Consider the following 13,844-nt stretch of genomic DNA (forward strand, 5'->3'; position numbering starts at 1 on the left):
CAAAGGACCGCTGCCGTTTACAAAATAAACACACGCAAGATACATGCCTTGATGCGTGCCCTATGCCGTCTCCACCAACGCATGCGGGTTGCGCGGATCCTGCGTCCAGTTCATGTATGGCTTGTCCGTGACCTGCGGCACCATCGTGATGCAGCCCTGCACCGGACAGGTGATTTCGCACAGATTGCAACCTACGCATTCCTCCTTGATCACCTCATACGTGCGCGTGCCGGCAGCGTCGATCAGTTGCGCAATCGACTGGTGCGAGGTGTCTTCGCAAGCCACGTAGCACTTGCCGCATTTGATGCAATCATCCTGGTTGATGTGCGCAATGACCTGGTAATTCATGTCCAGGTATTTCCAGTCCGTCGTGTTGGCCACGGCCTTGCCGGAAAAATCGCTGATGCGTTCGTAGCCCTTCTCGTCCATCCAGCGCGACAGGCCATCCTTCATCTCTTCAACGATGCGAAAACCATGCAGCATGGCGGCCGTGCACACCTGCACGCAACCAGCCCCCAGCGCGATGAATTCGGCCGCGTCGCGCCAGTTGCCGATGCCGCCGATGCCTGAAATGGGCAAGCCGCGCGTCTGCGGATCGCGGGCGATTTCCGCCACCATGTTCAGGGCGATCGGTTTCACCGCAGACCCGCAATAGCCACCGTGCGTGCTGGCGCCGCCCACGATGGGCAGGGCCACCATGCGGTCAAGGTCCAGCGAAGTGATCGAGTTGATGGTGTTGATCAGCGAAACGGCGTCCGCGCCGCCTGCCTTGGCCGCGCGCGCCGGCATCCGCACGTCCGTGATATTGGGCGTGAGCTTGACGATGACGGGCAGGCGGCTGTGCTTTTTGCACCACGCGGTGACCATCTGCACATACTCGGGCACCTGCCCCACGGCGGCACCCATACCGCGCTCCGGCATGCCGTGCGGGCAGCCGAAATTGAGTTCGATGCCGTCCGCTCCTGTCGCTTCCACCTTCGGCAAAATGTCGGCCCAATAGTGCTCTTCGCAGGGCAGCATCAGGGAGACGATCATGGCGCGGTCGGGCCAGTCCTTTTTCACCTGCGTGATTTCGCGCAGATTGATTTCCAGAGAACGGTCGGTAATGAGTTCGATATTATTGAAGCCCACCACTTCGCGGTTCTTGCCGTACAGGGCGGAGTAGCGCGACGAGACGTTGACGGCGGCCGGGTCTTCACCCAGCGTTTTCCACACGACGCCGCCCCACCCCGCTTCGAACGCGCGCACCACGTTGTAGGCCTTGTCGGTGGGTGGCGCAGAAGCCAGCCAGAAAGGATTCGGCGCCTTGATGCCGCAAAAATCGATGCTGAGATCAGCCATTATGCAGCCTCCACTTTATTCAGGAAATCGGAATGGATGGCCAGTGCGGCCAGCTTGCCATGCTGGACGGCTTGCACCGTCAAGTCCTGCCCCGGCGCCACGCAGTCGCCGCCCGCGTAGATGCCCGGCAGCACCGTGCGAAAGCCAGCATCGACGGCGATCTTGTCGCCTTCGCGCTGCAGCAGCGACGCCATCGAGTCATGCAGCACGTCAGTGTCCAGGCTCTGGCCGATAGCCTTGAAGATGGCGTCGGCCGCCACGTCGAACGTTTCGCCGGTGCCCGCCAGGCGCGTGCCCTGCATCCGCGTTTTCTCGAAACGCATGCCGGCCACATGGCCAGTCGCGTCGAGCAGCACCTGCTGCGGCTGGGCCCACGTCAGCATGCGTACCTGGTTAGCTTTGGCGATCTCCTGTTCGTGATGGGTAGCCGTCATGGCGTCGAAGCCGCGCCGGTACACGAGGGTGACTTCCTCCGCGCCCAGGCGCTGAATTTGCACGGCCATGTCGATGGCCGTATTGCCGGCGCCAATCACAATGGCCCGCTTCGGCACGGGCAGCGCAGCCAGGTCGTCCGCCTGGCGCAGCGCGGCGATGTAGTCGACGGCAGCCAGCAAGCCGGCAGCGTCTTCGCCCGTCAAGCCCAGCTTGCGGCTGGCCCCCAGGCCCAGGCCGAGAAAGACGGCATCGTACTGCGCGTGCAGGTCGCGCAGCTGCAGGTTCTCGCCCAACACCTGGCGACATCGGATCTCGATGCCGCCTATCTGCAGCAGGAAGTCGATTTCCTTTTGCGCGAAATCGTCCGTCAGCTTGTACTTGGCGATGCCGTATTCATTCAAGCCACCGGCCTTGCCTTCCTTCTCGAAGATCACCACGTCATGCCCCAGCATGGCCAGGCGGTGCGCGCACGACAGGCCGGCCGGCCCGGCGCCGACGATGGCAATCGTCTTGCCGGTGGCGGCCGCCCGCCTGAACGGGTGGCTGGCAAAGTGCATGTGGTCGACGGCGTAGCGCTGCAACAGGCCGATCTTGACGGGCTGGCCTTCCGCGTCGTGGTTGCGCACGCAGACGTCTTCACACAGTATTTCCGTGGGACAGACGCGGGCGCAGCTGCCGCCCAGGATGTTCTGTTTCAGAATGCCGGCGGCGGCACCGTTGATGTTTTTGTCGTGGATGTTGCGGATGAAGCTGGCCACGTCGATTTCCGACGGACAGATGCGGCTGCACGGCGCATCGTAGCAGTACAGGCAGCGGGCGCTTTCGATGGCTGCCTGGCGCGCGCTCAAAGGCGGCGCCAGGTCCGTGAAATGGCCCGCCAGTTCCTCGTTGGGCAGGGCGGGATGCGGCAAATAGTTCAAAGACTCGATCATCGCGTTTTCCTTCGTTGATCCTGCGGTGGACTTTTAGTTTTAAACGGTCACTTCATCTGGGGAAAAGCAAATTCCACACCAGCGCTTGCCGTGTTTGGCCAGCGCTGCATCACGGCCTTGTGGCGCGTATAAAAACGCACGCCTTCGGGACCATAGGCATGGTGGTCGCCAAACATGCTGCGCTTCCAGCCGCCAAAACTGTTGAAGGCCATCGGCACGGGCAAGGGAATGTTGACGCCCACCATGCCGACCTGGATCTGGCGCACGAATTCGCGCGCCACGCCGCCGTCGCGCGTGTAGATGGCCACGCCGTTGCCATACTCGTTGGCGTTGATCAGCTCCACCGCATGCACCACGTCAGGGCAGCGCAGCACGCACAGCACGGGGCCGAAAATCTCTTCCTTGTAGATGCTCATGTCGCGCGTCACATGGTCAAATAAAGTACCGCCGACAAAGAAGCCATTCTCGCGACCTGCCACCACATGGTTGCGGCCATCGACCACCAAAGTTGCGCCCTGCTCCACGCCCGAGGCAATGAGTTTTTCGATGCGCTGCTTGGCAGCCAGCGAGACGACGGGTCCCATTTCCGCACCATCCTCCATGCCGTCGCGCACTTTCAGTGCGGCCGTGCGCGTTGCCAGTGCAGCGATCAATTTGTCGCCCGCGTCGCCCACGGCCACCACCACCGAGATGGCCATGCAGCGTTCGCCGGCCGAACCATAGGCAGCGCCAATCAGCGCATCGACCGTCATGTCCATGTCCGCGTCGGGCATCACCACCATATGATTCTTCGCGCCACCCAGCGCTTGCACGCGCTTGCCGCTGGCGCTGCCACGCGCATAGATGTATTCGGCAATCGGCGTCGAGCCGACAAAGCTGATCGCCTGCACCACAGGATGGTCGAGCAAGGCATCGACCGTCACTTTATCGCCCTGCACCACGTTGAAAACGCCGTCGGGCAGACCGGCTTCTTTCAGCAATTTCGCGTGCAGCAAGGAGGCAGACGGATCGCGCTCGGACGGTTTCAAGACGAAGGTATTGCCGCAGGCGATGGCGACGGGGAACATCCACATCGGCACCATCACGGGGAAATTGAATGGCGTGATGCCGGCCACCACGCCCAGCGCCTGGCGCATGGACCAGGCGTCGATGCCGCGCGAAATCTGGTCCGTGAATTCACCTTTCAACAGCTGTGGAATGCCGACGGCAAATTCCACCATCTCGATGCCGCGCGCCACTTCGCCCTGTGCATCGGCAAAGGTCTTGCCATGCTCGCGCGTGAGCATGGCGGCAAATTCATCCGTGTGCTGCTGGCACAGCTGCAGGTAGCGAAACAGCACGCGCGCGCGCGTCAACGGCGGCGTGGCCGACCATGCGGGAAAGGCGGCGGCGGCGGCCTGCACGGCCGCGTCGACGTCTTCCACGGTGCCCAGCGCGACCCTGGCGACGGGTACGCCCAGGGCCGGGTTATACACGTCGCCGTAACGGCCACTTTTGGTGTCGGCTGTGGCGCCGTTGATGAAGTGGGTGATGGTGTCGAGAGTGTTCATGGTGTTCCTTAGTCGAGATTTTTTAATACCGTCGCCAGCTTGCCAAACAGCTCGTCGACATGCTGTTTTTCCAGCACCAGCGGCGGCGACAGGGCGATGATATCGCCCGTCGTGCGTATCAGCACGCCGTCGGCGAAGGCCTGCTTGAAGGCGTTGAAGGCGCGCGCGCCGGGTTTGCCAGCGATGGGGGCGAGTTCGATGCCGGCGATCAGGCCGATGCTGCGCAAGTCGATCACGTGCGGCAGCCCCTTCAGGGAATGCACGGCGTCGCTCCAATACGCCTGCATCGCTTTAGCGTGACCGAGGATGTCCTGTTCCTCGAACGCCTGCAGGGTCGCCAGCGCAGCGGCGCAGGCCAGCGGGTGGCCAGAATACGTGTAGCCGTGGAACAGTTCGATACCGGGTGGCGCATCCATGAAGGCATCGTGGATATACTTTTTGCTGAACACGGCGCCCATCGGCACCATGCCGTTGGTCAAGCCCTTGGCCGTCGTCATCAGGTCCGGTTCGACGTCGAAATAATCAGCGGCAAACGGCGTCGTCATGCGGCCAAAACCGGTGATGACTTCATCGAAAATCAGCAGGATGCCATGCTTGGTGCACAGCTCGCGCAAGCGTTTCAGATAGCCTTTCGGCGGGATCAGCACGCCCGTGGAGCCGGCCACCGGTTCGACGATGACGGCGGCAATCGTCGAGGCGTCGTGCAGGGCGACGATGCGTTCCAGTTCATCGGCCAGGTGGGTGCCGTATTCGGGTTCGCCCACCGTATAGGCGTTCTTGTCCAGGTTGTGCGTGTGCGGCAGGTGGTCCACGCCGGGCAGCAAGGGGCCGAATGTCTTGCGGTTGCCGCCGATGCCGCCTACGGAAATGCCGCCGAAGCCCACGCCGTGATAACCGCGTTCGCGGCCGATCAGGCGCGTGCGTGCGCCCTCGCCACGTGCGCGATGGTAGGCCAGCGCAATCTTGAGGGCAGTGTCGACGGCCTCGGAACCGGAGTTGGTATAAAAGACGTGGCCGAACTTGTGGCCCGTGTAATCCATCAGTTTTTCCGCCAGGTCGAATGCGGCTGGATGACCCATCTGGAAGGTGGGTGCGAAGTCGAGCTGGCCCACCATGTCGCGGATGGCGCCGACGATTTTCGGCTGCGCATGGCCGCACGGCACGCACCAGAGGCCGGCCGTGCCATCGAGGATGGCGTTGCCGTCGACATCCTTGTAATACATGCCTTCGGCCGACACCAGCAAGCGAGGGTTGGCCTTGAAATCACGGTTATTCGTAAACGGCATCCAGAATGCCGACATCGATTCCGGCCTTGTTTCGTTCATGACCTTCTCCTTGAGATGGGCTGGCGCGGGGCCAGGATCGTTTTTGACGAAGCGTAAAATAATTTACCAGTTGGCAAAAAGCTGATGTAATAATAGACAGGACATTCCCAATGGCACAGATACACAAACGGCAAAGTATCCCAACCGTACAGGTCGAAAAACCAATACAGTTTTGTGCAAGGCAGCAAAGGACCCACCGGTGACGCACAATGTGAAGCAGGACGAGGGCGAAGGTAACGCCAGTGGCTGGCCGGTGCTGGACATCGACCGCCAGAAAAAGGGCGGCCTCGTCGAACAGATCGTCATCGCCATCAGCGTCATGGTGGGCAGCCGCGCCCTGCGCATCGGCACGCGCATGCCGTCCGTGCGCCAGTTCGCCCGCTGCAATGGCGTGTCGACGTTCACCGTCGTCGAATCGTATGACCGCCTGGTCAACCTGGGCTTGCTGTCGTCGCGGCGTGGCTCCGGCTATTTCGTCGCGCGCCACGATATCGCCGCCTCGCCGCAATTGGCCCTGCATGCCAGCCCCACCGCCATCGACGCCCTCACGCCGGACCTGTATTCGGGCGTGTCCGATGCCCTGCCCGTAGGCGCGGGCTGGCTGCCGCCCGAGATGTATGGCGAAGCGACCGTGCTCGATGCCGTGCGCCATGCCATGCGCATACCGGCCAGCCGGCTGCGCGGCTACGGCCACCCGCTGGGCTTCGCATCGCTGCGCCAGCACTTGGCAACAAGCCTGTCGGAAGAGCTGTTCCAGGTCGAGCCAGACCAGGTCCTGCTGACGCACGGCGCCACGCACGCCTTCGATTTGATCTTGCGCAGCCTGACCAAGCCGGGCGACACGGTGTTGGTGGAAGACCCCGGCTACAGCAATCTGCAGTCGCTGATACGCCACCACGGCTGCATCCCCGTCGGTATAGCGCGTGGCGAGGCGGGACTCGACCTCGATGCACTGGCCAGCGAGGCCGCGCGCACCCAGCCCAAGCTGATGTTCGTCAACACGGTGCTGCAAAATCCGCTCGGTACCTCATTGAGCCAGGCGCAGACGCACCGCCTGCTGGCGCTGGCCGAGCAATTCGATTTCTGGCTGGTGGAAGACGATATCTACCGCGAACTGGCGGCGCGCGGCGACGCATCGCTGGCGGCAATGGATGGCTTGCGCCGCGTGATCCGCGTGGGCAGCTTTTCCAAGACCTTGTCGCCCGTGCTGCGCGTCGGCGCCATCTGTGCCTCGCCCCCGCTGGTGGCTGAATTGGTGCGCGTGAAAATGCTGGCGGGCCTGACGACGTCGGAAATCAATGAGCGCGCCGTCTACCACGCCATCTCCGCGCGGCCCTACAAGCGCATGGTGGAACGGCTGGTGGCACAACTCGACGCGGCCCGCGAACGCAGCATCGACTGCCTGGCGCAGGCGGGCATGTCGCCCGTGGCGCGTCCGCGTGGTGGCATGTTCGTCAGCGCCGGCTGGCCCGATATCCAGACGCCGGAATGGAATGGCAAAAACATCGCCGACATGGCATTAAAGGCCGGCATTTTGCTGTCGCCGAACGAATTTTTCATGCTGCGCGCGCCCGAGACGGTGTGGTTCCGCTTCAACGTGGCCTACACCGACAACCCCGTGCTGCAGGCATTCCTGCAATCGATACGCCCACGCTAAAGAATCCGCCATGGCCAGCGACAAATCCCCTGCCCTTTCCGTGAAAAATGCCGGCGGCCGGCGCCTGCAAAACCGCGACCGCCTGGAAGCGGACATCCTCGAGCAAGCCGTGCGCGCGTTCGCCGAAAGCGGCTATGAGGGCGCGTCGATCGCCACCATCGCCGAGCGAGCCGGCCTGTCGAAGCAAAACCTGATGTATTACTTCCCGTCCAAGCAGCAGCTCTACCAACGCGTGCTCGACGACGTGCTCGACGACTGGCTGGCGCGCATGGATTCGCTGGCCAATGAACACGACGAGCCAGGCGACGTGCTGCGCGCGTACATCGGCGCCAAGCTGCGTTTTTCGCGCGAACAGCCATGGGCTTCGCGCGTGTATGCGCTCGAAGTGATCAATGGCGCGCCCCTGTACGGCGCACAGATACGCGACAGGGTCGTGCCGCTGCTGCGCAAGGATATCGCCGTCTTCGAAGCCTGGATCGCCGCCGGTCGGATCGCCCCCGTCAACGCCACCCACCTGATGTTCGCCATCTGGGCCATGACGCAATCGTATGCGGATTTTTCGGCGCAGATGGCCCTGGTGCTGGAACGCAAGCAGCTCACGCGCAAGGATTACGAGGATGCCGAAATCCTGCTCACCCACATGGTGCAAGCGGCCATCGCCCTGCCTGCGGCAGCGCTTGGTACATGATGAAATTTCCAACGAACAATCTGGCAGTGATAGCATGACGCGCTGGAGCGTTTGCACTAGCGACGCCATATCGACAGGATAAGGAACAGGCATGAAACAATGGTCATCGGCGCGCACCGCGTCATTGCTGGGCAAGGCCGCCTGCGCGGCGCTGCTGGCAGTGGCATCCACGGCACAGGCGCAGACAGTGGGCATGATAGACAATCAGCCGCTGAGCGAAACCTGGCTTAACGCGGGCTTTTATTCGTATCACTTTCAGCGCGACAAGAATCTGAACGACAGCAATCCGGGCCTGGGCGCCGAATACCGTTTTTCCACGGTCGCGTCGGCCACGGCCGGCCGCTTCTACAATAGCGACCGCGCCTACTCGAACTATGTGGGCGTGTATTACCAGCCCATCAAGGTAGGCCCGTTGCGCGTCGGCGCCGTCGTTGGCGGCTTCAGCGGCTATCCGAAGATGCGCGATGGCGGCTGGTTCCCGGCCCTGGTTCCCACCATCAGCTATGAATACCAGCGCGTGGGCGTGAATATCGCCATCGTGCCTTCCTACAAGGACCGCCTGTATGGCGCCCTCAGTTTCCAGCTGAAACTCAAGGTCTTCGAGTAACCGTTTGTCTTTGCCTGTCACCGTTCGGTCCGCCATTCCTGCCATTCGTCGCATACGCGATGCCCGGCAACAAGGTTTTGCCTATAGTGGTTTCATCGCCAGCATGCATACGGCTGGCGGCACCCACACGACAGGAGAACGGCATGAAAGACATCAATTCGGCACCGGGCAGCACTTCCTTCAGCGCGTTCTGGAGCGAGCTGTGCGCTTACACGCGCCAGGGCATGGCCGCGTTACGCGCCATGTCCTGGCCCATGCTGCTGGCATGCTGCCTGGGACTGGCGTTCCTGATCACCATCTTGCCGCTTGCCATCATGCTGTTTGCCCTCGTCATGCTGCTGAAATGGGCAAGCAACAGCGACGATGCCGGTGCAGACGAGAAAACGCCGGACTCGCAGCAGTCGCCGCAATAACAATTTTCGTCGTGGCAAGAGTGCAATGATTGTTCTATGGCACTATGAGTGCGCGCGGCACTGACGGACATCAAACCCATCACGATGGATGGGGTTTGAGACGGAACGCCGCGCAAGATAATCGATCAAAGCTACTCCCCATCTGCCATAGGAGTTTTCTGATGACCACGACAGCAAAAGCCACAACAGGTACGACCATTCCCTGCCTGCGCTACCGCGATGCCCCCGCAGCCATCGAATGGCTGTGTACCGCACTCGGTTTTGAAAAACAATTGATCGTGCCTGACGGTAACGGTGGCGTTGCCCACGCGCAACTGAGCTTTGGCAATGGCATGGTCATGGTGGCACCGGCCCTCGACAGCGACTATGGCCGCCTGATGAAACTGCCTGGCGACATCGGCGGCGCCAACACGCAAAACTGCTACCTGGTCGTCAGCGATGCCGATGCCGTCTATCACAGCGCACGCGAAGCCGGCGCCGAGATCGTGCTCGACATCAAGGATGAAGACTACGGCGGACGGGGCTTTACCTGCCGCGATCCGGAAGGCCACATCTGGAGCCTGGGCACCTACGATCCATGGTAAGACGGAGAACAATGATTATCAGCACCCTCACCGCCGCCAGCCTTGCGCTGGCCGGCGGCTTCCTGTCCGCTCCCGGACTGGTCGACCAGCAAATCAATCAAGTCTATTCCCAAGCTGCCAAGGCGCCGACGGCCACTACCCAGGCACTGCACCTGCGCCTGTGGATCGCCGACCTGCACGCCGACAGCCTGCTGTGGCAACGCAATCTGAACCGCGACAGCCAGCGTGGCCATGTCGACTTTCCCCGCCTGCAGCGGGGCAACGTGGCACTGCAAGCCTTTTCCGTTGTCACCAAGACGCCGCGCAAGATGAATATCGAGCGCAATGGCAGCGACACGGACAACATCACGGCATTGGTGATGGCACAAGCCTTGCCACCGGCCACCTGGAACAGCCTGCTGGCGCGCGCCACTTACCAGGCCGATGCATTGCGCCAGCAAGTGGCCAGCAGCAATGGCAAGGTCCGGGTGATCGGCAGCCGCGCCCAGCTGCGCAGCTTCATCGACGCGCGCGAACAGGAGCCCGGCCTGCTGGCCGGCTGGCTGACACTGGAAGGCGCGCATGCGCTCGAAGGCAAGCTGGACAACCTTGATACCTTGTACAAGGCGGGCTTCCGCATGGCCGCGCCCACGCATTTCTTTGATACAGAACTGTCCGGTTCCCAGCACGGCCTGAAAAAAGGCGGCCTGACGCCGCTGGGCAAGCATTGGTTGCGCGCCATGGAACAGCGCAAGATGATCGTCGACCTGGCGCATGCCTCGCCAGCCACCATCGACGACGTATTAGCCATGGCGAAGCGCCCCGTGATGGTGTCGCACACGGGCGTGCGCGGCACCTGCGCCAACGGCCGCAACCTCAGCGACGCACAATTGAAACGCATCGCCGCCCAGGGTGGCCTGGTGGGCATCGGTTTCTGGAATACGGCCGTCTGCGGCAAGGATGTGGCGTCCATCGCGCGCGCCATCAAGTACACGGTAAAACTGATCGGCGTCGAACACGTGGCCTATGGCTCGGACTTCGACGGCGCCGTCACCACCGCCATCGACGCGGCCGGCCTGCCGCGCCTGACGCAGGCGCTGCTCGATGCTGGCCTGTCGGAAGCGCAAATCCGCCGCGTGGCCGGTGAAAACGTGCGCGATTTTTTACTGAAAAACCTGCCGGACGATGACGCCTAGACTAGCCTAGCGCCTGGACCAGGGCGTGGTCCGCCACCTGGTGTGGCCGGATGCGTATCAGTTTGCGGTAGAGCGGCGGCATCGCGTCGCACAGCGCCAGCAGCGCGTCCTGCGCCATGGCCGGGCGCACGTACTGGAATTGCGCCGGATTATTCTCCGGCAGCGCCCCTTCCATGGTGGAACCGTAGGCACCCAGGGTCATGAAACTGGCGGCGCTGTCGTCCGGGCCGATGGCCAGCACGAAGGTGCCGTGCTTGGGGTGGCCCAGATAGCTTTTGATTTCTTCCTGCAGCGCCGGCTTGGCGCCGGCCATCAATTCATAGCGCAATTGCGCGTACTGGCGCGTGCATTCCATGAACGGCGTGCGGATGGCCGATTGCGCCAATTTCCCCGGCATGCACAGCAGCAGGTTGCCAAAGGAATCGAGCAAGGCGGCCGCGTCGCCCTGGCCGCCATCGCGCACATCTTGCTCCATGGCCGCTTGCAGGAATGGCGCCAGGCCGGCATCGGGTGCATGCGGGGCGCAGCGGTAAGTCAGGGCGTCGGGATAGCGGCGGCGCAAGGCGCGCACCACGGCATGCTCGGACGGCAAGGTGGCCGGATCGCGCAAGTGCACGTCGTCGCCGGCGTTCAGCAGCTGCATCACCTGCGCCGATGTCGCTTCAAACACGAGCGAACACAGTGCCTGCGTCGCCTCGTGGATGCTCTTGCCGATGAAAAAAGATTTGGGCGCGGCGCCGGACGGCAGGCGCGCATACTCGGTGGCGCCGCGCACGGCCGGATAGCAAAAGCTGCGGCCGGCCTGCGCCTGCAGCGGCGCCGGCAGGGCCGTGAACGTGGCAGCGCCATCGTAATTGATACCTGCCTTGACGTCGGGCGCGGCCACCACCACATTGAAACCGGCCGCCAAAATCGCCCCCGTGCACATGCAGCAGGGGTCGAGCGAAGTGACGATAGTCAGTTCGCCAGGCGACGGCAAGGGCGTGCCCTTGGCGCGCTCGGCGAAATACCAGTCCACCAGCTGACGCTCGCCATGCGCGGTGGGGTCGAACACCAGGCCTTGGCGCACGACATTGTTGTGCATCGATTGCAGCACGTTGCCAGTGCCATCGAGCAGCACGCCGCCCACGCCAAAGGTACCTTGCGTCTTGGCTGCCATGGCTTCGGCCGCGGCAATCGCCACGGCCGCCTGGATGTCGATCGTCTTGTTCAAGCGGATCCTGTTACTTCATGTCCAGGTCGGAATTGCCGAAGCCGTGCGGCAGCAGCCAGCCCGCCGTCACTTCCATGACATCGTTTTTCAGGTTCGTCAGGATCACCGGCAAGTCGGCACCGCCCATCTCGAATATCACCTGGCGGCAGGCGCCGCATGGCGAGATCGGTTCCGCCGTATCGCCCGTGACGGCCAGCTTGGCGAAGTCGCCCGGTTTGCAGCCATGCGCGATGGCGCTGAAAAACGCCGTGCGCTCGGCGCAGTTGCACAGGCCATACGCGGCGTTTTCCACGTTACAGCCACGGAAGACGCGGCCATCCTTGCACAGCAATGCTGCGCCCACCTTGAAACGCGAATACGGCGCGTAGGCCAGTTCACGGCCGGCATTGGCTTCCGCGATCAGTTCTTGGTTGTTCATTTTTTCTGTAATACCTTTGAAATCATTAAGGCCGGGGTCAGACCCTCAATGCCGCTGACGCATAGCTCAGCGCTATCGCAAACGGGGGTCTGACCCCAGTGTTACCAGTGTAACCTTAGGGTCGAATGGTACGATAAATCACCGGATTGGCCGTCAACGCGATCGCGCTGATGGCATACGCTTCCTGGATTTCCTTGACAGCTTGCTGCGCCGCCGCTTGCGTGCGCGCGTGCACCATGGCCAGCGGCTGGCCAATGGCAACTTGCTCGCCCAGGCCCACCAGATCCGTCAGGCCGACGGCGAAATCGATGCTGTCCGTCGGACGGCGACGACCACCGCCAAGCGCGACGACGGCCAGGCCGATGCCGCGGCAATCGCGCACATTGGCAAAACCGGCGGTGAGCGCTGGCGCCGGCACGACGAATGGTGCCTGTTCCAGATGCTTGTCCGGATTTTCGACCAGGTCCGCCGGGCCGCCCAGGGCGGACACCATGCGCGAGAAGCGTTCAGCCGCTTCGCCAGAATCGAGGGCCGCCATCAATTTGACGCGCGCTTCCTCTTCGGTGGCGGCCAGGCCGCCCAGCACCAGCATCTCGGCGCACAGCGCCAGGGTCACTTCGTGCAGGCGCGCGGGACGCGAACGGCCCGTCAGGTAATCCATGGCACCGCGCACTTCCAGCGCATTGCCGGCGTACGGCGCCAGCGATTCATTCATGTCCGTCAAAATAGCCGAGGTCTGCATGCCCGCGCCATTGCCGACGGCAACGATGCTCTCGGCCAGCTCCACCGACTTGTCGTAGGTAGGCATGAAAGCGCCTGTGCCCACTTTCACGTCCATCACTAGCGCGTCCAGGCCCGCCGACAGTTTCTTCGACAGGATGGAGCCGGTGATCATGGCCACCGATTCCACGGTGGCGGTGACGTCGCGGATACTGTAAAAACGCTTGTCGGCCGGCGCCAGCTGCGCCGTCTGGCCGATGATGGCCACGCCAACTTCATTGACTACTTTGCGGAACAATTCATTGTCCGGCACCGTGTAATAGCCGGGAATGGCGTCGAACTTGTCCAGGGTGCCGCCGGTATGGCCCAGGCCGCGGCCCGAGATCATCGGCACGTAGCCGCCGCACGCGGCGACCATGGGGCCGAGCAGCAGGGAGACGACGTCGCCCACGCCGCCCGTCGAATGCTTGTCGACGACGGGACCCGGCAGGTTCAGCGAGCGCCAGTCCAGCACGTGGCCGGAATCGCGCATGGCCAGGGTGAACGCCACGCGCTCGTCCATGTTCATGTCGTTGAAAAAGACGGCCATGCCCAGTGCCGCGATCTGGCCTTCGCTGACGCTGCCGTCAGTGATGCCGCGCACGAAAAACTGTATTTCCTCGGCGCTCAAAACACCCTTGTCGCGCTTCTTGCGGATGATTTCTTGGGTTAACAACATGGAATAACTCCAATCATGAGATCTGGGGTCAGAACCGACGGCTCTGACCCCAGCTTTGCCAGCACTAC

At 62.6% G+C, this 13,844-nt stretch carries 13 protein-coding genes; 6 read left to right on the forward strand and 7 right to left on the reverse strand.

What is annotated here, in order from left to right; genetic code table 11:
- Nucleotides 1-60: 60 nt before the first annotated feature.
- From preA to aptA, 4 genes are read right to left on the reverse strand one after another with little or no spacing between them, the layout of a single operon-like run.
- The gene (gene preA / locus ACQ4WN_RS18145) at nt 61-1,341 is read right to left on the reverse strand and encodes an NAD-dependent dihydropyrimidine dehydrogenase subunit PreA (protein WP_436552809.1); all 1,281 of its coding nucleotides are present in this window, start codon (nt 1,339-1,341) and stop codon (nt 61-63) included.
- Entirely contained in the window at nt 1,341-2,708 is a 1,368-nt protein-coding gene (locus ACQ4WN_RS18150; protein ID WP_436552810.1) for an NAD(P)-dependent oxidoreductase, read from the reverse strand. Before ACQ4WN_RS18150 ends, preA begins: the two co-directional genes overlap by 1 nt.
- A 47-nt stretch (nt 2,709-2,755) precedes the next feature.
- Nucleotides 2,756-4,258 carry a CoA-acylating methylmalonate-semialdehyde dehydrogenase gene (locus ACQ4WN_RS18155; RefSeq protein ID WP_436552811.1) on the reverse strand — a complete coding sequence of 501 codons (1,503 nt, stop codon included), beginning with the start codon at nt 4,256-4,258 and terminating at the stop codon, nt 2,756-2,758.
- Nucleotides 4,259-4,266: 8 nt separating this feature from the next.
- Nucleotides 4,267-5,583 (reverse strand): omega-aminotransferase AptA, encoded by a 1,317-nt coding sequence (aptA, locus tag ACQ4WN_RS18160; RefSeq protein ID WP_436552812.1) that lies wholly within the window; start codon nt 5,581-5,583, stop codon nt 4,267-4,269.
- Nucleotides 5,584-5,782: 199 nt separating this feature from the next.
- Here aptA and ACQ4WN_RS18165 point away from each other — a divergent pair, with 199 nt between their 5' ends.
- The 6 genes from ACQ4WN_RS18165 to ACQ4WN_RS18190 all read left to right on the forward strand — a co-directional run bounded on the left by ACQ4WN_RS18165 (nt 5,783) and on the right by ACQ4WN_RS18190 (nt 10,707).
- A complete protein-coding gene (locus ACQ4WN_RS18165) occupies nt 5,783-7,240 on the forward strand; it encodes an aminotransferase-like domain-containing protein (RefSeq protein WP_436552813.1) in 1,458 nt (485 codons plus the stop codon).
- 10 nt (nt 7,241-7,250) lie between these two features.
- The gene (locus ACQ4WN_RS18170; RefSeq protein WP_436552814.1) at nt 7,251-7,928 is read left to right on the forward strand and encodes a TetR/AcrR family transcriptional regulator; all 678 of its coding nucleotides are present in this window, start codon (nt 7,251-7,253) and stop codon (nt 7,926-7,928) included.
- A 91-nt stretch (nt 7,929-8,019) separates the two neighbouring features.
- Entirely contained in the window at nt 8,020-8,535 is a 516-nt protein-coding gene (locus tag ACQ4WN_RS18175; protein ID WP_436552815.1) for a hypothetical protein, read from the forward strand.
- A 143-nt stretch (nt 8,536-8,678) separates the two neighbouring features.
- Entirely contained in the window at nt 8,679-8,948 is a 270-nt protein-coding gene (locus ACQ4WN_RS18180; RefSeq protein WP_436552816.1) for a hypothetical protein, read from the forward strand.
- Nucleotides 8,949-9,109: 161 nt separating this feature from the next.
- Nucleotides 9,110-9,532 carry a VOC family protein gene (locus tag ACQ4WN_RS18185; RefSeq protein WP_436552817.1) on the forward strand — a complete coding sequence of 141 codons (423 nt, stop codon included), beginning with the start codon at nt 9,110-9,112 and terminating at the stop codon, nt 9,530-9,532.
- Between the two features lie 11 nt (nt 9,533-9,543).
- Nucleotides 9,544-10,707, forward strand: coding sequence for a dipeptidase (locus ACQ4WN_RS18190; RefSeq protein ID WP_436552818.1), 1,164 nt, complete (start codon nt 9,544-9,546; stop codon nt 10,705-10,707).
- Between the two features lies 1 nt (nt 10,708).
- Here the strand turns inward: ACQ4WN_RS18190 and ACQ4WN_RS18195 are convergent, their stop codons facing one another.
- From ACQ4WN_RS18195 to deoA, 3 genes are all read right to left on the reverse strand, one after another.
- Nucleotides 10,709-11,926 carry a nucleoside deaminase gene (locus tag ACQ4WN_RS18195; RefSeq protein ID WP_436552840.1) on the reverse strand — a complete coding sequence of 406 codons (1,218 nt, stop codon included), beginning with the start codon at nt 11,924-11,926 and terminating at the stop codon, nt 10,709-10,711.
- 4 nt (nt 11,927-11,930) lie between these two features.
- Nucleotides 11,931-12,338, reverse strand: a complete 408-nt coding sequence (locus ACQ4WN_RS18200) for a cytidine deaminase (protein WP_034754695.1) — start codon at nt 12,336-12,338, stop codon at nt 11,931-11,933.
- Nucleotides 12,339-12,453: 115 nt separating this feature from the next.
- Nucleotides 12,454-13,776: a thymidine phosphorylase gene (deoA, locus tag ACQ4WN_RS18205; RefSeq protein WP_436552819.1), complete on the reverse strand. Its 1,323-nt coding sequence runs from the start codon at nt 13,774-13,776 to the stop codon at nt 12,454-12,456.
- Between the last annotated feature and the right edge of the window lie 68 nt (nt 13,777-13,844).

This window comes from Janthinobacterium pasteuri (assembly GCF_051380775.1).
Classification (GTDB): Bacteria; Pseudomonadota; Gammaproteobacteria; order Burkholderiales; family Burkholderiaceae_D; genus Janthinobacterium.